Raw genomic sequence first — 18,093 nt, forward strand, 5'->3', positions numbered from 1 at the left:
TCGACCCGGATGGCATGGTTCGTTTAGTATCGCAGCAGCGTTTCGATCCCTTCCACGATGCGTTCGGCATTCGGCAGCCAATCATCTTCCACCGACGGCACCGGATACGGCGTGTCGTAGCCGGCGATGCGCACGATGGGGGCCGAGAGGGCGAATAGCGCCCGCTCGCTGATCAACGCCGCCACTTCCGCGCCAAACCCGCCTGTTTTCACCGCTTCATGGACGATCATCACCCGCCCCGTTTTTTCGACCGAGGCGAGGATGGCATCGATATCGAGCGGCTGAAGGCAGCGAAGGTCGATGACCTCCGCATTGACTCCTTTCGCTTGCATCTCGGCGGCGACTTTGGCGGCAAGCGGCACGGTCGCCCCCCAAGCAATGATCGTCACATCGTCTCCTTCTTTCACAACCCGTGCTTGGCCGAGCGGAATCGTGTACGGCTCTTCGGGCACTTCCATGCGAAACGCCCGGTACAGCTTCATCGGCTCCAAAAACAAAACCGGGTCTTCATCGCGAATGGCGGAAATCAATAGCCCTTTCGCATCGTAAGGATTGGACGGCATGACGACTTTTAAGCCCGGCGAATGGGTAAACAGCGCCTCCAACGCATCGGAGTGCAATTCCGGCGTCCGCACCCCGCCGCCGTACGGGCTGCGCACGACGATCGGGCACGAAAACCGTCCGGCCGAGCGGAAGCGGATGCGCGCCGCCTGGGCCGCCAGCTGGTCCATCGCCTGGTACACAAACCCGAGAAACTGAATTTCGGCAATCGGGCGCATGCCGTTGATCGCCAGTCCAATAGACGTGCCGATAATGCCCGATTCCGCAAGCGGCGTATCAAACACGCGCCCCTCGCCAAACTGCGCAAGCAGCCCGTCCGTCGCCCGGAAGACGCCGCCGTTTTCGCCGACATCTTCGCCCAGCACGATGATGCGCGGATCGCGCTCCATCTCTTGGCGCATCGCTTCATTGATCGCTTCAATCATCGTCAATTCCGCCATTTATCTCACCCCGCTCCGTTGTTTGCGCCGCATCACTTCGTCTTTTTGCTCGGCCAGCAATTTGGGCGCCTCGCTGTACACACAATCGAATGCATCGACAATCGAACCGGACTTGCTGGCGATGGCCGCCTCGTACGCCGCGGTCACTTCATCATTCACTTGGGCGACAAGTGCTTCTTCTTGCGCTTCCGTCCATAATCCGCGCCGTTCCAAAAGCAGGCGCAGACGGCGGAGCGGATCTTTCGCCCGCCATGTCTCGACTTCTTCCGGCCGGCGGTATTTCGTCGGGTCATCCGCCGTCGTGTGCGGCCCGAGCCGATAGGTGAGCGCCTCGATCAACATCGGCCCCTCGCCGCGGCGAGCGGCTTCGACGGCCTGCTTCATCGTTTCGTACACCGCCAGCACGTCATTGCCGTCAACGAGCACCCCTTTCATCCCGTACGCAAGCGCCTTTTGCGCGATCGTCCGGCTGGCCGTCTGCTTCCGGTACGGGACGCTGATGGCGTATTGGTTGTTTTGGCAGAAAAAGATGACCGGCACGTTGTACACCGCGGCAAAATTCATCGCTTCATGAAAATCGCCCTCTGACGTCGCCCCGTCGCCGAAATACGCCACCGATACGTGCGGTTCGCCCTTCAATTTCGACGCCCACGCGCAGCCGACCGCATGAAGCGTCTGAGCAGCGATGATGATTTGCGTCGGGAAAATGTTCACTCCCTCCGGCATCCGTTTCCCTGACAAGCGGCCCTGCACGTAATGGAAAAACTGCTCAAGCGGCATGCCATGCATCAAGCATACCGCCACTTCGCGGTAGCTCGGGAAAATCCAATCGTCTTTATGAAGCGCAAGGGCGCTGCCGATTTGCGCCGCCTCTTGGCCGCTGAACGGGGCGTAGGTCCCGATCCGCCCCTGCCGCTGCATGCGCAACAGCCGCTCATCAATGACGCGCGCCCGCCGCATTTCCCGATAGGCGCGAAGCAGCCATTCATCGGAAAACGCCGCCAGCTGCCTCTCGTCGCCGTTTCCGTTTTCGTCCAAAATTTGCACGACCTCGACCGACAATTGGTCCGGATCAAACATGGGCTTCCCTCCCATTTGTATTTTCATAGGCGGCTCGTTCCTTTTCCCATCTCGCCCTTTTCCAACATGGGGCAAAGGCCCGCCCTTCACCGCGCATCCAAAAGCAGCACTTCCGGATGTTCCAAATAGTAGGCCACCGTCCGCATAAACCGCCCGGCCGGCTCGCCGTCAATGACGCGGTGGTCAAAGGTGAGCGACATTCCCATCATATCGCGGATGACAATTTCGTCGCCGACGACAACCGGGCGCCGTTTGATCGCATGCGCTCCGAAAATCGCCACTTCCGGATAGTTGATGATCGGCGTCGCAAACCACCCTCCGCCCGCGCCGGTGCTCGTGATCGTAAACGTGCTTCCTTGCAGCTCGTCAAGGCGAAGCGCCTGGCGGTGCGCTTTTTCCGACAGCTCGGCGATCTCAACGGCGAGCTCGCGGATCGATTTTTGATCGGCGTCGCGGATGACAGGGACGACAAGCCCCGCTTTCGTCGCCGTCGCGATGCCGATGTGATAGCGCTTTTTCAAGACGATTTCATTCGTCTCTTCATCGAGCGAAGCGTTAAACATCGGATATTGCTTCAGCGCCCTTGTCACCGCTTTAATAATAAACGGCAAATACGTCAGCTTGATCTGCTCCTTGGCCAGCTCGCTGGCCAGGTTTTTGCGGATCTCGACGAGCTTCGTCACGTCCACCTCGTCCATCCCGGTCACATGCGGCGCCGTGTACGCCGATTTCACCATTTTTTCGGCGATTTTTTTGCGCAAGCCGCGAAGCGGGATGCGCTCTTCTTCTGGAACCACAAGCTCCGTGCTGGCGATGGACGTCCATGCGGCTTTGTCCGCCTTTTGCTCTATCGCCGTGCCCCCAACTGGCAAAACCGCGGCCCCGCTCCTTTCACGTAGCTCTGCCACCGCCACGGCTGCTTCCCGCTCGCGGACATATCGCTCCAAGTCGGCGAGCGTCACCCGGCCGCCTTCGCCCGTTCCTTCCACTTCATCGATCGGAACACCCATCTCCCGCGCCCGCTTGCGCACAGACGGCGCGGCAATCGCCCGTTTGCGCGCAGGACGAGGCGTTTCTCCATGCAGAACAGGCACGGGCTCCCGAACCGAATCTTCGATGGGCGCGGCTTCCCCCGCGACCGACGCCTCGGTTTCCACGACAATCAACGGCTCTCCAACCTTCACCGTCGCCCCTTCCGGTCCGGCAAGCGCCACGACTTTGCCAGCGACCGGCGTCGTCATTTCGACCATCGCCTTATCGGTTTGAATTTCGGCAATCGGCTGATCCGCCTTGACCACATCCCCTTCCCGGACAAGCCAGCGAATGATTTCCGCTTCATGCAGCCCTTCACCGATGTCGGGCAATTTAAATTCATAGATCATGTGATATCCCCTTCCCCTTGTTCTCATGTTGTGATTGGAAACAAAAACAATGGTGCAGCATCGATGGTGTGGCGATCATGAGGCAGTACAACGGTTAAGCGCTTACAAAAAACGTGGTGAACATTCGCTTTTTCTGCCAAAATATCAAATGAATATTTCAAATTTTCTAACCTACAAGATTTATGATAGTATATAGATTGTCAGGCTGTCAATATAAGGAGAGCGGACATTTTTCGCCTGCTTCGACAATCATCGACAGGCGTTTCCATTATCGCAAAATAATAACTGTCGGTTCGATTCGCCCCAAGCATCGAAAGCTGGTAAAAACGATGCAGGTTTCATCGGTGGGAGGCCACTTTTTAACGACATCCTAGAGGGCTGGTGAAAAACGACCGATTTCGCCGAACCCGTTGCTTTCGGCTGAAAGAGAAGCGTTGATTTTACAGGATTTCTCAATTTGAGAAGAGATTCCGTTTTCCGCGACTTTTCACTAAATCACCAGCCTTCTAGAAGGCCAATGAAAAATGGCTGTCACGCGCAAATCAGCGGCATTTTTTAAAAAAAGTTGGTTCTACAAGGTTTCTCTAATTGAAAAACGGATAAGTTCAACGGTATTTTGCAATACATCACCCGTCTTATATAGGAGGAGTCGACATGCGTCTTGCCACGATTCACCATATCGCCATTATTTGCTCGGACTATGAGCGGTCGAAACGATTTTACACTGAAATTCTCGGTTTTCGCCCCATCCGTGAGCAATACCGCGCCGAGCGCCGCTCGTACAAACTCGATTTAGAAGCGGACGGCGGCATTCAGATTGAGTTATTCTCCTTCGAACACCCGCCAAAGCGCCCAAGTTGCCCAGAAGCGTGCGGACTGCGCCATCTTGCTTTGGCGGTGGACAACCTCGATGAAGCCATTGCCTACTTGCGCCAACATGGCATCGATGCCGAACCCGTCCGCGTTGATGAAGCGACCGGAAAACGGTTCACCTTCTTCCATGATCCGGACGGGCTGCCGATCGAGCTGTATGAAAATCGAGCTGTATGAAAACTAGAGAGAAAAGCGCACTTGCTCAATGACGATGACAAAACGAAGCCCCTCCGTTAATTTATGGTACAATGAGGGTCGATACGATCAAGGAGGGAAACAATATGGTGCGATTCGCGACAATCGGCACAAACTGGATCACCGAAGCGTTTATTGGCGCCGCGCAGCTCGTCGATTCCATTGAACTCGCCGCCGTCTACTCGCGGACGGAGGAAACAGCGAAGCGTTTTGCCGAGAAAGTCGGAGCGCCGCGCACGTTCACTGATTTACACGAACTGGCGAGCAGCCCTGACATTGATGCGGTCTACATCGCGAGCCCGAACGCACTTCATGCCGAGCAGGCGATCTTGCTCATGAATCACGGCAAGCACGTCTTATGCGAAAAACCGCTCGCCTCCAATGCGAGAGAAGTCAAAGCGATGATCGAAGCGGCGGAGCGAAACGGCGTCGTATTGATGGAAGCGATGAAAGCGACGCTGCTTCCCACATTCCGGTCCATCCGCGAGCACTTGCCGAAACTCGGCCGCATCCGCCGCTACGTGGCGAACTATTGCCAATACTCATCGCGCTATGACGCCTATAAGCAAGGAACGGTGCTCAACGCCTTCAACCCAGCTTTCTCCAACGGGGCGTTGATGGACCTTGGCGTCTATTGCCTGTACCCGATGGTCGTTTTGTTTGGCCAGCCCCGTGGCGTGAAGGCGCAAAGCGTGAAGCTCGAATCCGGCGTTGATGGCGAGGGTTCGATCGTGCTCGATTACGGCGACATGGACGCGGTCGTCTTTTATTCGAAAATCACGAACTCGCACTTGCCTTCGGAGATTCAAGGGGAAGACGGAAACATGATCATCGACGCCATCCACACACCAACCAAAGCGGAAATCCGCTACCGCGACGGGCGCGTCGAGGACATCACCGCGCCGCAGGACAAGCCGCCGATGTATTATGAAGCACAAGAGTTTATCCGTTTGATCGAAAACGGAGAACGCGAATCGGCCGTCAACTCGCACCGCCATTCGCTTTGGACGATGGAAATCATGGACGAAGCGCGAAAACAAACCGGCATCGTGTTCCCGGCCGACGAGCGATAATAAAAAGGTTCCAACCTAGTCTTCCTGGGGCTCGGTTGGAACTCTTTTTCTTTCTGTCTCATTGGATTTCCTTGGCCGCCGATAAGCCATGGCTGTTACCTTCTGCTAAAATACGGGCCAAGCCATCCGCTTTCATGCGTCATGACAAACGTCCAGTTGAACTCGCTGTCCACCACGTATAGATCGATCTTGGCGTTTTCCGCTGCCAGATCAGCGGCTTTCAAGACGGAAGCGTCCTCCACTTTGAACGCATCGTCACCATATTGAAAGAAAAGATAGCAGCACGTTTTCTCTTCTTGATCAAACGCCGTCTCCGCTTCTTCTTCCGTTAAACAGTCTCTCATTTTATAGCTGAACACATGCCATAAGTAGCCGTTGACTCCATTCCGATTATGAAGGTGGATGTGTTGTTTTTCTTCCACAGTCAAATGGCCGGCAAACACCTTTTCCCACTGTTGTCGCCATTGCGCTCCGAAACCGGACTGTTTGCGGATTTTGATGTTTCGGCGAGCTAACTGATGAAATAACTCCATTTCGTTTCTCCCCCAGTGACCTGACGTGGCACCGCCTTCATCGATGTGCTCATTTCGTCTGTCAAAACGTTCGATGGATCGACAAGATGGCTTCTCACCATCTTTGTCACGCCGAGCGGTTTTCGTCCGCCCAGCCACTTCCCCGTTTCCGGCCGCACTTCGACGAGCAGCTGCTGCGCACCCTATGCAAGACAGTTTCCCCGCTCTTTGCGCCTTGCCGCCCCGTCCCTATTCACCCGTCTCGGCAAACCGGCGGATGCGCGCGCCAATTTCATCGCGGACGCGGCGGAACACCGCCAGCTTCTCCTCTTCTGTCCCTTCCGCTTTCGCTGGATCGTCAAAGCCCCAATGGACGCGCTTCACGTGCGGCGGAGTGACCGGACAATGGTCGGCCGCATGGCCGCACAGCGTCACGACCAAATCAGCACGGTTCAGCAAGTCCGGGTCGATGACATCAGACGTTTGCTTCGAAATATCGATGCCGACTTCTTTCATCACCTTGACCGCATTCGGATTGAGCCCGTGCGCTTCAATCCCGGCGCTGTACACATCCCATTCATCGCCTAACAGTTGTTTGGCCCAGCCTTCCGCCATTTGGCTGCGGCATGAGTTGCCTGTGCATAAGAAATAAATGATTTTTTTCTTCATCGTTGATTCCCACCTTTATTTTGATTCTGGAGCAGCAGAGGAAAAATACTTTCGCTGAAACGCTAAAGCGACGTTGACAAGCGCGAGCATCACCGGCACTTCAATAAGCGGACCGATGACCGCCGCAAACGCCGCGCCCGAATGAATGCCAAACACCCCAATGGCGACGGCAATGGCCAGCTCAAAGTTGTTGCTTCCCGCCGTAAACGCGAGCGTCGTCGACACCGGATAACCAGCCCCCCATTTTCTCGCCAAAAAGAACGACACAAAAAACATGATAACAAAATAAAGAAGCAACGGAATGGCAATCCGGACGACATCAAACGGCAAGTTGACGATCATATCGCCTTTGAGCGAAAACATTACGATGATCGTGAACAAAAGCGCAACGAGCGTCAGCGGGCTGATTTTCGGAACGAATACCGTGTCATACCATGACCGGCCTTTCACTTTCACAAGCGTAAACCTTGTCGCCATGCCGGCGAAAAACGGAATTCCCAAATAAATAAACACCGATTTCGCCACTTCCGCCATCGTGATCTCAACAATCGCCCCCTTAAGCCCGAGCCATTCCGGAATGACTGTCACAAACACGTACGCATATAGCGAGAAAAACAATACTTGAAACAGTGAATTGAAGGCGACAAGTCCCGCTGCGTACTCTGTGTCACCGCGCGCCAAGTCATTCCAGACGATGACCATGGCGATGCAACGGGCGAGCCCGATTAAAATCAAACCAATCATATACTCCGGCTTGTCAGGCAAAAAGACGACCGCCAACAAAAACATGAGAATGGGACCGATCACCCAGTTTTGCACGAGGGATAAGACGAGTACCTTCACATCTTTGAACACGCGCCCCATCTCTTCGTAGCGCACTTTCGCGAGCGGCGGATACATCATCAAAATCAAGCCGATCGCAATCGGAATCGACGTTGTCCCCACTTGCAGGCGGTTCAATCCATCCACCAACCCAGGAGCCCAAATTCCGACTGCGATCCCGACCGCCATCGCAAGAAAAATCCATACCGTTAAAAAGCGGTCTAAAAACGACAATCGTTTCGGTTCGCAACAATCCACCATCATTCACCTCGTCATTCCACATCAGCACCCGCAGCGGGCCGTCGGATTCGCTGTCTCGATTTTGCGAATGTTTTCGCCTTGGTCCGGAACGTACGACAACACCGCTTGCAACAGCGAGTAGTATTCACTTTGCGGCCGGAGCGAATAATACACCCATTGCCCTCTCCGCTCTTCTTTGATCAGCCCGGCATCTTTTAACTTACGCAAATGCTGGCTGATCGCCGGCTGGCTGGTCGAAAACACCTCCAGCAGCTCGCACACACAGCATTCCCGCTTATTCAAAATCGCCAAAATCGTCAGCCGCGTCGGATCACCAAGCAGCTTTAATACCCGGGCTGTCGCTTCCATCTCCATCGCGAGTTGCGGCATATCACCCCTCCGTTCATCATCATATCATGATTTGCTTATATAAAAACGAACAACCATCATGAAACGGCCACGCCAACCAATGAAATGGTTTCCGCCAATCATTATATAATTAAGTACTTATATAAGTCAACCATGATGTATCGACAAAAGCAAGAAAAGCGGGCGTGCCGCATGTTTCCGCCGTACGCCCGCAAATGTTTCCCGCCCTCTGCCGCCGACACACCTTAGTCCATCCGCTTTTTCACCGCTGACAGAAGATCGATTGCCTTCGTCCCCACCCCGACGAATGTTTCCAAAATCGCTTGCGCCCCTGCAATCGAAAAAATGAAAATCAGCGGCATAGCGATAGTCGGAATGAAAAAATAGCCAAGCGCGATCAACATCGCGCTCCACACCCCCGCGCACCAATAACAATTCAACAAGTAGCCAAATTTGGAGGTCGGCACTTTCTTGATTTCCGTATGCCCGTCCTCACTTTTGACTTTTTCTTTCTTCATAAACGGATTGCGCAGAAACTCGGTAATTTTGTCGAACACAATCAAATGGGTAAACCGATAGCTGGCCAAAATCATCATGATGTACGTCATCCAGTCGAGTTCGCGAAGCATGGCGAGTCCCTTTCTTTTTACATTTCGTCCCTTGTATTATGGACCAAAAGTCGTTTCATTATCACATGACCGCCACAATACCAGGAGGAACAAAGCCAGCTGTCCACCTTTTTGCGCAGCCACAAAACGTCCGCATGAAACCCTCCTCTTTGTTTTTCTTCTTGGGCACAATCATTTTCTGGTATAACTTATCTTCTTCACCCCAAGTTTGGCGTGACTCGGCAAACAGCATTTTGACCTTTTTCATGTGCCTGCAATGTCCTTTAACCTGTCGAACTTAAAATGTCACTTGACGATTCCAAACGTTGAAACAACCACAAAAAAACGAGATGTGCAAACAGTCGCCTCAACGGGAGCTCCCTCTGCGGCGCACATCTCGTTCACGCGAAAGAATATTACGCGTTATTGCCCTTGAACCAATTCGAGCGGAACCGGAATAAATTTTTCCACTTTCTCCCCTTTGTGAACGCGAATGGCGGCTTCCACAGCTTTTTCGCCAATTAATGCCGGTTTTTGTGCGACCGTGGCTGCCATTTTGCCTTCTTTCACGGCTTTGACTGCGTCATCTGTCGCATCGAATCCGACCACAAGGACGTTGTTCATTCCATGTGCTTGCAACGCCTCTAAAGCTCCTAAGGCCATTTCATCATTATGCGCAAAAACCGCTTGAATGTCTTTATGGCTTTGCAAAATGTTTTCCATGACCGCCAGTCCTTTCGCCCGGTCAAAATCTGCCGCCTGTTTGGCGACGACCTTCATATTGGCTGCTTTGTCAATGACTTGGTGAAATCCTTCTCCACGTTCACGAGCGGCCGAGGAACCAGGAATCCCTTCCAATTCCACAATGTTTCCACCGTTTTTCAAGTGATCGACAAGAAATTGGGCCGCCATTTTCCCACCAGCCACATTGTCAGAAGCGATATGGGTGACCACTTCCCCGCCGTCCGCGCTGCGGTCGACCGTAATGACCGGGATGTTGGCGCTGTTGGCGGATTCAATCGCAGAAGCCACGGCGCTCGAGTCCGTCGGATTGACCAAAAGCACATCGACCTTCTGCTGGATCAAGTCTTCAATATCGTTAATTTGTTTCGCCGAATCATTTTGGGCATCGACGACAATCAATTCCGCCCCTTCGTCTTTGGCGGCTTTTTCAGCCCCTTCTTTTAAGGTGACAAAGAACGGGTTGTTCAAGGTGGAAATGGACAAACCGATTTTCACTTCCCCATCCTGTTTTGTTTTCCCTTTGTCGCTCGATGCGTTGTTCTGGTCGAGCGAACATCCACCCAACACGCCGCCTGCAAGCAACAATGTGGCTAACAAACCAACTGCTTTTCGCATTTTCATACTCCCCCTTATTTTTTGATAACATCTATCATACTTCTTTGCGGCGGTCTAACAGCACCGCAAGAAGAATGACCGCTCCTTTGATGACTTGCTGGTAAAACGACGACACATTGAGCAAGTTCAATCCATTGTTCAATACACCGATAATCAAGGCGCCGACTAACGTGCCGAAAATCCAGCCTCTTCCTCCTGACAAACTGGTGCCGCCTAAGACAACGGCCGCAATGGCATCCAACTCGTACGCCGTTCCCGCTGTCGGCTGCGCGGAATTCAAACGGGAAGTTAAAATGAGCCCCGCCAAAGCAGATAACGTCCCTGTCAGCGCATATACATATATTTTGAGTCGATCAACGCGAAGTCCCGATAGACGGCTCGCTTCTTCGTTCCCGCCAATCGCGTACGTATGGCGGCCAAATGTAGTCTTTTTCAATACTACATACAAAGCGATATAGACCGTGAGCATCAATATAATAGGTACGGGAATGCCGAAGAAATAACCGCGGCCCATCATCTGAAACAGGATGTCATCAGACGCAAACCCTGTAATCGGGCGGCCGTCCGTGTAAACGAGAGTCAAGCCGCGAAACGCCGTCATGGTCGCCAGCGTGGCAATAAAAGGAGCCACTTTTCCTTTGGTGACCAAGACTCCGTTCAAGACGCCCATGGCCGCGCCTGCTAATAAGCCGACGAATATCGCAACAAATCCATTGACCCCTTGCGCCATCATTCCTGCTGTGATCGCGCTTGATAACGCCAACACCGAACCGACCGATAAATCAATGCCTCCCGTTAAAATGACAAACGTCATGCCAAAGGCGATGAGCGCGTTAATCGATACTTGCCGCAGGAGATTGAGCCAGTTGTCCATCGTCAAAAAGTCATCGCTCAATATGGAAAGCACGATGCATAGCAGAAACAGCCCGATCAAAGGCCCTAGTTTTTTCACATCCCATTTTCGCTTTGCTCCCATCATCGATTCCCCCCTGTCGCCGCCCGCATGATGGTTTCTTGATCCAACCCGTCGTTTTCCAAGATCGCTTGCACTTTCCCTTCATGGATGACCATAACGCGGTCGCTCATGCCCAATACTTCCGGCAGTTCAGAAGAGATCATAATGATCGCGGCGCCTTGGGCAGCCAATTCATTGATCACTTCATAAATCTCTTTCTTTGCCCCGACATCCACGCCGCGAGTCGGTTCATCCAAAATGAGGATGCGCGGGTTCATCGCCAGCCATTTGCCGAATACGACTTTTTGTTGATTCCCGCCGCTCAATGCTTTCACGGGTAAATCTGGGGAAGAGGCTTTAATATTCAACAGATGAATGTATGTCAACACCACGTCCCGTTCTTTCGATGACTGGATGAATCCCGCTGTTGCTAATTGTTCCAACTTCGGCAAGGTCAAATTCTCATGGACGCTCATCTCGAGAATGAGCCCTTTTTGCTTTCGGTCTTCGGTAATCATGGCGATGCCATGTTCGACGGCTTGGCGCGGAGAACGGATGCGCACAGGACGCCCGTCGATATAGATGTCTCCTTCATCGAATGGTCTGGCTCCGAAAATCGCTTCCATGATCTCGGTTCGCCCCGATCCCATCAGTCCCGCCACACCAAGCACTTCACCGGCTCGCACGGAAAACGATACATTCTCAAACAACCCTTTTTTCGTGAGCCGCTCTACGCGCAGCCGTTCTTCTCCAATGGTGACGCGCCGTTTTGGAAAGCGTTCCCCAATTTGCCGCCCGACCATCATTTGAACAATTTCATCGAAGTTCGTTTCCTTTACTCGTTTCGTTCCGATGAACTGGCCATCGCGGAGAACCGAAATCCGGTCGCAAATGGTAAAAATCTCTTCCATCCGATGTGAAATGTAAACAACCGCGACGCCTTGCTGTTTCAAGGTGCGAATAACAGAAAATAAAGCCTGAATTTCCCGTTCCGTCAGCGCCGCTGTCGGTTCATCCATAATAAGGCACTTCGCATTCGTCGAAATGGCCCTGGCAATTTCGATCATTTGCTGTTTTCCGACAGACAACCGACCGGCGAGTTCTCGTGGGTCAAGGTCCATCCCTAATCTCCGCAAATAGGAAGCGGCCTGTTGCTCCATTTCTTTATAACGAATGACACCCGTTCTCCCGATTTTCGGCTCGCGGCCAAGAAAAATGTTTTCGGCCACCGTCAATGTTGGAATGACATTCAACTCTTGATGAATCACGACAATCCCGTCGCGTTCCGCCTCTTTCGGATGACGGTAATGCACTTCGCGCCCGTTGACAACAATCGTTCCCCCATCCCGCTCATAAATGCCGGTCAACACCTTGATGAGCGTCGATTTCCCCGCTCCGTTCTCTCCCATCAACGCATGCACTTCTCCAGGAAGCACTTCAAAATCAACGCCATTCAGAACGATATTGGCGCCAAACGATTTTTGAATCGACCGCATGTCAATCAAGGGCCTCATCGTTTCTGCCCTCCTTTTCCTTCAGAAATCTTTCGATGAAAAACTTACACCGGAACGCAGAATGATATTGGCATAGGGGGTTGCCTCTCCTGTGCGAATCACCGCTTTCGCCTGCTTCGTCATCGCTTTGAATTGTTCGTGGGGAACAAACTGCACAGGCACACCACCCATTCTTGCCCTGATGCTTTCGTATAGATCCGGATTCTGGTCTTTGATCTCCTCGGCTAGTACGATTGCTTCAATTTCCAATTCATCAACAACCGCATCCAACACGGATAAAAAGGGCGGAAACCCTTTGACGAGAGACAAGTCGATGCGCGCCTGTTCGTTCGGAATCGGCAACCCGCAATCGGCAATCACGATCGTATCGGTGTGCCCGAGCGAGGCAAGCAGCGTGTTCAATTCTTTATTCAAAATCCCGCTTTTTTTCATCAGTGACTCTCCTTCTGTCTGGACAAAAATGATTCGACCTCTTGCCGTCTCGGCATCCCAGCTTGCGCCCCAAGTTTCGTCACCGACAAGGCCGCCGCCGCATTGGCAAACCGACACGCTTCATCAAGCGGCTTCCCTTCTGCCAACGCCACGGCAAGCGCACCGTTAAACGTATCGCCCGCGCCCGTCGTATCCACGACGGGAACTTGGAAACTTGGAATGAGCCGTTCTTGTCCATCTTGCCAAATGCGCACCCCTTTTGCCCCTTCGGTGACAATCAGCTTATCGGCAAACGCTTCTTCGTCCATCTTGTCGAACAAAATCGTCCGTTCATGTTCATTGGGCGTCAAGAAACTCGCCTGCTCAAGCACCGACGGCGGCAGCGGCTGGGCCGGAGCGGGGTTGACGATGACGCGCACGCCATGGCGATGAGCGATCGAAACCGCCCGTTCCACAACGGGAAGCGGAATCTCGAGCTGCAATAAGCAAACATCGCTTTCGGCGATCACGGATTCACATGAATCGAGATCTTCCGGCGTAAGCGCATGATTCGCCCCAGGAACGACGATGATCCGATTGTCCCGCTCAGAAATCGTAATGGAAGCGATGCCTGTATGTCCATATGTAACCGGTTTCACATAATCGACGGAAACGCCTTCATTTTGTAACGAATGGATGAGCGCTTGCCCAAACGCATCATCCCCGACCGCGCCAATCATCCGCACATTGGCGCCGAGGCGGGCGGCGGCCACCGCCTGGTTCGCCCCTTTGCCACCGGGAGTGGTGAGAAACTGTTCGCCTAAAATCGTCTCTCCTTGGTTTGGAAATCGCGCCGCCACAGTGACTAAGTCCATGTTGAGGCTGCCGATCACCGTAATGGTTGGTTTGTTCAAGTCAATCCCCTCCTTGACGTCGACTGCCGCACCACAAGTTGAACCGGAAGTTGATAATGGAGCTTTTCAAGGGGCTTTCCCTCAATTTGTTTGATTAAAATTCTTGCCGCCATGGCCCCCATTTCGTAAATAGGCTGAGACACGGTCGATAGTTCGGGTGTTGTCATTTCCGTCAGCGGGATGCCGTCGTAGCCAATAATGGCAATATCATCCGGAACCCGCAGCCCGTATTGCTGAACCGCTTTCAATGCACCGACCGCCATCGCGTCGTTGCCGGCAAAGATCCCGTCCATATCATGTTCAGCCAACGCAACCATCACCGCTTCTTTCGCCTGCTTCAACTGGTAATTCCCTTGAATGACGAGCTGGCGATCCCCTAGCCCCAGCTCCTTCATTTCATCTTGATAGCCGCGGAAACGCTCCATGGCGTTCACCACGTGGTTGGGCCCTTGAATATGGGCAATCCGCCGGCAGCCCACTTCATACAAATGACGCGTCGCTAAACGAGCTCCTCCGTAGTTGTCCGCAACCACCGACGGATACCGTTCATGCAGCGGACGGTCGAGCACGACAATCGGAACATCCCATTCCTCGACTTCTTCCGGCGCGAACTGATTCGTGGTCAAAATGACGCCGTCCACATATTTTTGCTTTAACACTTCGATGTATTCTCGTTCTTTTTCTACTTTCTCATCGGAATTGCATAGAATGACCGTATAGTCATAAATATTCATCACATCTTCCACCGCGCGAACGAGTTCGGGAAAGAACGGATTGGTAATATCAGGGACAATGAGTCCGACTGTTTTCGATGTCTTTTTAAACAGAGCTCTCGCCACTTCATTCGGTTTATAATTGAGCTCTTTCATCGCCTGTCTAACCCGTCTTTCCGTTTCCTCATTAACATATCCATTTTGATTTAACACACGCGAAACGGTGGCGACGGAGACACCTGCACGCTTTGCCACATCACGAATCGTTGCCATGTTCGCTTCCTTCTTTTCTGTCTATGTGTAACCGGTTACACATAGTATATCCTATTTTTTGTGCGCCATCAAGCTTTTTTTAAATACTAGTGATTTAAGGGGAAATGTTGCTCCCCAGCAACGTTTCTCAAACTGAAAAACTTTGCAACAAAAACATCATTTTATCCCCTTCAACTTTTCGAATCCGTTGTGCTTCGCCGGTCTTTCACGGCGGTTCTCAAACAATGTGCGGCCTTTTTTGCAAGCTGACGTAAACATGATCGCACAGCATTTTCAAAAAAAATCCCTTGCCTGCCGCAAGGGACTTCTCACTTTTCCCTCCACCGTTCGCTCGCTTCATCCGCCCGTTTCGCGGCCACCATCATGCTCATGATGACGAGCATCACGAACGAGCCGACAAACATTCCCGCGATAAACGCGACCATGGCTCTCTCTCCCTTTTCTCGCAAACTTGTTATTTGCCATTCTTTCCTTTTACATCTAAGCCGATACATCGGGAGAGCTCATTCTATTATACGCCGCGTTTGACCGCACAATGCTTTGTCCTTAACCAATGGCGGCAAACAAAGACGATCAAAAGCGCAATCAGCGCCCCGCACGAATCAATCGCCACGTCTTTTGGCGTCGCCGTCCGCCCTGGTTCAAACGATTGGTGCCACTCATCGGTCGCCGCGTAGGCGGTCGCAAACAGCCAAGCGCCTGCATACGCAAACCGCTTGGGCAACAGCGCCCGCCACACAAGCGCGGCCAAAATGCCAAACTCCGTCAAATGCGCCGCTTTGCGAATCAAAAAGTTCAAAAATGGCGGCCCCTCTTCATCCCCGCCGCCAAACGGCAAGTACGATAAAATCATCTGCAGCACATGCGCCGTATTCGCCCCAGTGAACCAGGAAGACTCGCTGAACGTGTAAATGACGACACACCAGAGAATGACAGGAAGCCAGCGGGAAAGGAAATCTCTCATCGTTTCACCTGCCAACACCTTTTTACCAACAAAACAAGGTACCTAAACAACAAACGAAAGTAGACACCTTGTTCGCTAAACCCTTTACCATCATAACAGGGATGGTGATATTTTTCCATTTTCTTTTTTGAAAGCTTCTTCACCGTTGTTTTAAAATCGTTCGCTCACAGGCTGGAAAGAAGACTTCTTTTCCGTTCCCCTTTTCTTTCACCCATTCCCCTTTTAAGGGAGATTCTCTCCGTGTTTATGTTTTCATGAACAAGGGTATAGTAGTAAAAGAAAAATCTGTACATTTTTTCTGGCCAGCATTATAATTTTTAGAAAGGAGAATCAATGAGGTGATCAATATGCCCTCCGCTTTGGAAACGAAAATGAGGGTGACACTATCTTGCACGGAACAGGCCAACAAACCGAATAAGGATCTTTCATTTGCCGAATTACGAAAAAAAATAGCCAAACCTTCTCCCTTTGGCAAAAAATTAGTGGACATCTACAAACAAGGACGGTAGCCGATTATGTCGTTTGTGATGACATATGAAGATGCCATAGATGAACATTTTGGACAAGCGTCTATATACATCGATGCTTGTTTTATTTTGGCCTATATGGACTCCGATGATCCAAGGGGAGATAAGGTATGTGAAATCCTTCAAAAATGGCATAACGAAGGTGTAACGAAATTAGGGATAAGTACACATGTATTTGGGGAAGTGGTACATAACTTATTCATTCAAGAAATTCTATTACCATTAGAAATCTACCATAAAAATCAATCCAATTTAGGGTCTTCACCATTTTCTGTGATTTCCACTCAACCCCAGAAATATGTTAGCTGGATGAAATCGGTTCATCAGTCAGGATCCTTCTTCCGCATACAGACCACGAAGTTGGTAGAATGGAAACAGTCAAGTGCTTTCCTTGACGGGTTCCATTCTACCAACTATCATACCGATAGCGGAAGAAGAGAGCGCTTAAGCAGCCTGACTACCTGTAGTGTTCCCTGTACACTCCAGAAATACACGCAAACGAAACCGTTCTCGATTTCGATAGCCATATGCCCGGCGTTTGATGTTTTTGATCTTGTGATTCGTCCCCTCGATTCGGGCATTGGTATATGGGCACAAAAAGTAGGAAAGAATCGGCTCCTTCCACCTTTCAAGCGTGTTGGCTGCTTCCTGAAAAGAAGCAAAAGGGCTCTGTTTGGCTAACTGAATCCATTCTTCCAAGCGTTCCTTTGCTTCGTTATATCCATCGGTTCGGTAAAAATCCCGAAACAACTCTTTCAGATAATAAGCAATGGAAAGTACCGGATACTCCTCCAAGATATCGTCCAATCGAAGCCGTTGGTCCTTACGAAGCTTTTCACAGCCTTTTAAGAGAAGATATCGAGCCTTTTTCAATGGAGGAAATTCCTTTCTTGCTTGATCCAAGGCTTGTGTCACTTTTTGAATCACATGGTACTTATCGATGACAATCGAAGCAGATGGAAACAGGGCGCGAACCGCCTTATGATAAGGTTCCCACATGTCAAGAATCACCGTTTGGACCCTTTCTTTCGACAGGACATTTTGGCTCAACAAGTGGAGGGCGGAGTCACATTGGCGATCGGCATGCATTCCCATGACCGATCCGGCTTTGGCATCCATCAATACGGTTTCATACTGATGTCCCTTTTTTACCGCGATTTCATCTAAGCTAAGCACCATCTCTTCTTGAGAAGATGCTTCTATCGCTGTTTGACGCTCTTTTGCTTTTTTCGATGCAATGAAGTAATAGATGCGCTCCAATGTCGTATATGGGATGCGGTGCTTTCGGCTAACCTCTTGAATGGTGGAGCCTTCACAAAGTTCATACAAGTACTCACAAAATCGATTGGTGTAGTGTTGATTGGGTTGAATCGATTCCAAAGAGGCGGAAAACACTTGGGAACAATTCCAGCACCGATAGCGCTTTACCTTTACGAACAAGTACACCGGTTGATGGAAAATCGCCAAATCCCGTACTTTTCTTGTCCGTCTGTCGTGGACAGAGGAAGTGGCAAACCCACAATGAGGGCAGCGTTCCTGTGTCTCTGTTTTCTCTACATGAATCGCATAACCATAGGAAAGAAGTTCTTGTTTAATCACTTTAAATTCTGGCAATCCTAGTGGTATCGAAAGCACTTAC

The 18,093-nt window shown here is 51.5% G+C and carries 20 protein-coding genes; 2 read left to right on the forward strand and 18 right to left on the reverse strand.

Annotated features, from left to right (window positions below):
* Positions 1 to 23 precede the first annotated feature (23 nt).
* From GT3570_RS15775 to GT3570_RS15785, 3 genes are all read right to left on the reverse strand, one after another.
* The gene (locus tag GT3570_RS15775; RefSeq protein ID WP_062898996.1) at positions 24 to 1,001 is read right to left on the reverse strand and encodes an alpha-ketoacid dehydrogenase subunit beta; all 978 of its coding nucleotides are present in this window, start codon (positions 999 to 1,001) and stop codon (positions 24 to 26) included.
* A complete protein-coding gene (pdhA, locus tag GT3570_RS15780; RefSeq protein ID WP_062898997.1) occupies positions 1,002 to 2,081 on the reverse strand; it encodes a pyruvate dehydrogenase (acetyl-transferring) E1 component subunit alpha in 1,080 nt (359 codons plus the stop codon). It abuts the gene before it with no gap.
* 86 nt (positions 2,082 to 2,167) lie between these two features.
* A complete protein-coding gene (locus GT3570_RS15785) occupies positions 2,168 to 3,463 on the reverse strand; it encodes a dihydrolipoamide acetyltransferase family protein (RefSeq protein WP_062898998.1) in 1,296 nt (431 codons plus the stop codon).
* A gap of 654 nt (positions 3,464 to 4,117) precedes the next feature.
* On the opposite strand from GT3570_RS15785, the gene gloA2 reads away from it, so the two are divergent.
* The gene (gloA2, locus tag GT3570_RS15790; RefSeq protein WP_014196877.1) at positions 4,118 to 4,513 is read left to right on the forward strand and encodes an SMU1112c/YaeR family gloxylase I-like metalloprotein; all 396 of its coding nucleotides are present in this window, start codon (positions 4,118 to 4,120) and stop codon (positions 4,511 to 4,513) included.
* Between the two features lie 104 nt (positions 4,514 to 4,617).
* Positions 4,618 to 5,604 carry a Gfo/Idh/MocA family protein gene (locus tag GT3570_RS15795; protein WP_062898999.1) on the forward strand — a complete coding sequence of 329 codons (987 nt, stop codon included), beginning with the start codon at positions 4,618 to 4,620 and terminating at the stop codon, positions 5,602 to 5,604.
* Between the two features lie 95 nt (positions 5,605 to 5,699).
* On the opposite strand, the gene GT3570_RS15800 is transcribed toward GT3570_RS15795, so the two are convergent.
* The 15 genes from GT3570_RS15800 to GT3570_RS15865 form a co-directional block, all read right to left on the reverse strand.
* Positions 5,700 to 6,137 (reverse strand): DUF4275 family protein, encoded by a 438-nt coding sequence (locus GT3570_RS15800; protein ID WP_062899000.1) that lies wholly within the window; start codon positions 6,135 to 6,137, stop codon positions 5,700 to 5,702.
* A gap of 228 nt (positions 6,138 to 6,365) precedes the next feature.
* Positions 6,366 to 6,785 (reverse strand): arsenate reductase (thioredoxin), encoded by a 420-nt coding sequence (gene arsC / locus GT3570_RS15805; protein WP_014196881.1) that lies wholly within the window; start codon positions 6,783 to 6,785, stop codon positions 6,366 to 6,368.
* A 15-nt stretch (positions 6,786 to 6,800) separates the two neighbouring features.
* Positions 6,801 to 7,868 carry an ACR3 family arsenite efflux transporter gene (arsB, locus tag GT3570_RS15810; protein WP_014196882.1) on the reverse strand — a complete coding sequence of 356 codons (1,068 nt, stop codon included), beginning with the start codon at positions 7,866 to 7,868 and terminating at the stop codon, positions 6,801 to 6,803.
* A 21-nt stretch (positions 7,869 to 7,889) separates the two neighbouring features.
* The gene (locus GT3570_RS15815; RefSeq protein WP_014196883.1) at positions 7,890 to 8,237 is read right to left on the reverse strand and encodes an ArsR/SmtB family transcription factor; all 348 of its coding nucleotides are present in this window, start codon (positions 8,235 to 8,237) and stop codon (positions 7,890 to 7,892) included.
* A gap of 224 nt (positions 8,238 to 8,461) precedes the next feature.
* Complete coding sequence (locus GT3570_RS15820; RefSeq protein WP_042379364.1) at positions 8,462 to 8,845, reverse strand: DUF1360 domain-containing protein; 384 nt, start codon at positions 8,843 to 8,845, stop codon at positions 8,462 to 8,464.
* 61 nt (positions 8,846 to 8,906) lie between these two features.
* Positions 8,907 to 9,092, reverse strand: a complete 186-nt coding sequence (locus GT3570_RS15825; protein ID WP_014196885.1) for a hypothetical protein — start codon at positions 9,090 to 9,092, stop codon at positions 8,907 to 8,909.
* Between the two features lie 155 nt (positions 9,093 to 9,247).
* Positions 9,248 to 10,183: a ribose ABC transporter substrate-binding protein RbsB gene (rbsB, locus tag GT3570_RS15830; RefSeq protein ID WP_023634290.1), complete on the reverse strand. Its 936-nt coding sequence runs from the start codon at positions 10,181 to 10,183 to the stop codon at positions 9,248 to 9,250.
* 34 nt (positions 10,184 to 10,217) lie between these two features.
* Positions 10,218 to 11,162 (reverse strand): ribose ABC transporter permease, encoded by a 945-nt coding sequence (gene rbsC / locus GT3570_RS15835; protein WP_062899001.1) that lies wholly within the window; start codon positions 11,160 to 11,162, stop codon positions 10,218 to 10,220.
* On the reverse strand, positions 11,159 to 12,652 hold the full coding sequence (locus GT3570_RS15840; protein ID WP_044732746.1) for a sugar ABC transporter ATP-binding protein: 1,494 nt from the start codon (positions 12,650 to 12,652) through the stop codon (positions 11,159 to 11,161). The genes rbsC and GT3570_RS15840 overlap by 4 nt, the downstream gene beginning before the upstream one ends.
* A 21-nt stretch (positions 12,653 to 12,673) precedes the next feature.
* A complete protein-coding gene (rbsD, locus tag GT3570_RS15845) occupies positions 12,674 to 13,084 on the reverse strand; it encodes a D-ribose pyranase (protein ID WP_011232699.1) in 411 nt (136 codons plus the stop codon).
* Complete coding sequence (gene rbsK, locus GT3570_RS15850) at positions 13,084 to 13,977, reverse strand: ribokinase (RefSeq protein ID WP_062899002.1); 894 nt, start codon at positions 13,975 to 13,977, stop codon at positions 13,084 to 13,086. The genes rbsD and rbsK overlap by 1 nt, the downstream gene beginning before the upstream one ends.
* Positions 13,974 to 14,963: a LacI family DNA-binding transcriptional regulator gene (locus tag GT3570_RS15855; RefSeq protein ID WP_062899003.1), complete on the reverse strand. Its 990-nt coding sequence runs from the start codon at positions 14,961 to 14,963 to the stop codon at positions 13,974 to 13,976. Before GT3570_RS15855 ends, rbsK begins: the two co-directional genes overlap by 4 nt.
* Positions 14,964 to 15,271: 308 nt before the next feature.
* Complete coding sequence (locus GT3570_RS19205) at positions 15,272 to 15,388, reverse strand: DUF3789 domain-containing protein (protein WP_013146530.1); 117 nt, start codon at positions 15,386 to 15,388, stop codon at positions 15,272 to 15,274.
* Positions 15,389 to 15,474: 86 nt separating this feature from the next.
* On the reverse strand, positions 15,475 to 15,927 hold the full coding sequence (locus tag GT3570_RS15860; protein WP_011232703.1) for a VanZ family protein: 453 nt from the start codon (positions 15,925 to 15,927) through the stop codon (positions 15,475 to 15,477).
* 971 nt (positions 15,928 to 16,898) lie between these two features.
* Positions 16,899 to 18,089, reverse strand: a complete 1,191-nt coding sequence (locus GT3570_RS15865; RefSeq protein WP_011229816.1) for an ISL3 family transposase — start codon at positions 18,087 to 18,089, stop codon at positions 16,899 to 16,901.
* Positions 18,090 to 18,093 lie beyond the last annotated feature (4 nt).

The sequence above is a fragment of the Geobacillus thermoleovorans genome, from assembly GCF_001610955.1.
GTDB classification, from domain to species: domain Bacteria; phylum Bacillota; class Bacilli; order Bacillales; family Anoxybacillaceae; genus Geobacillus; species Geobacillus thermoleovorans.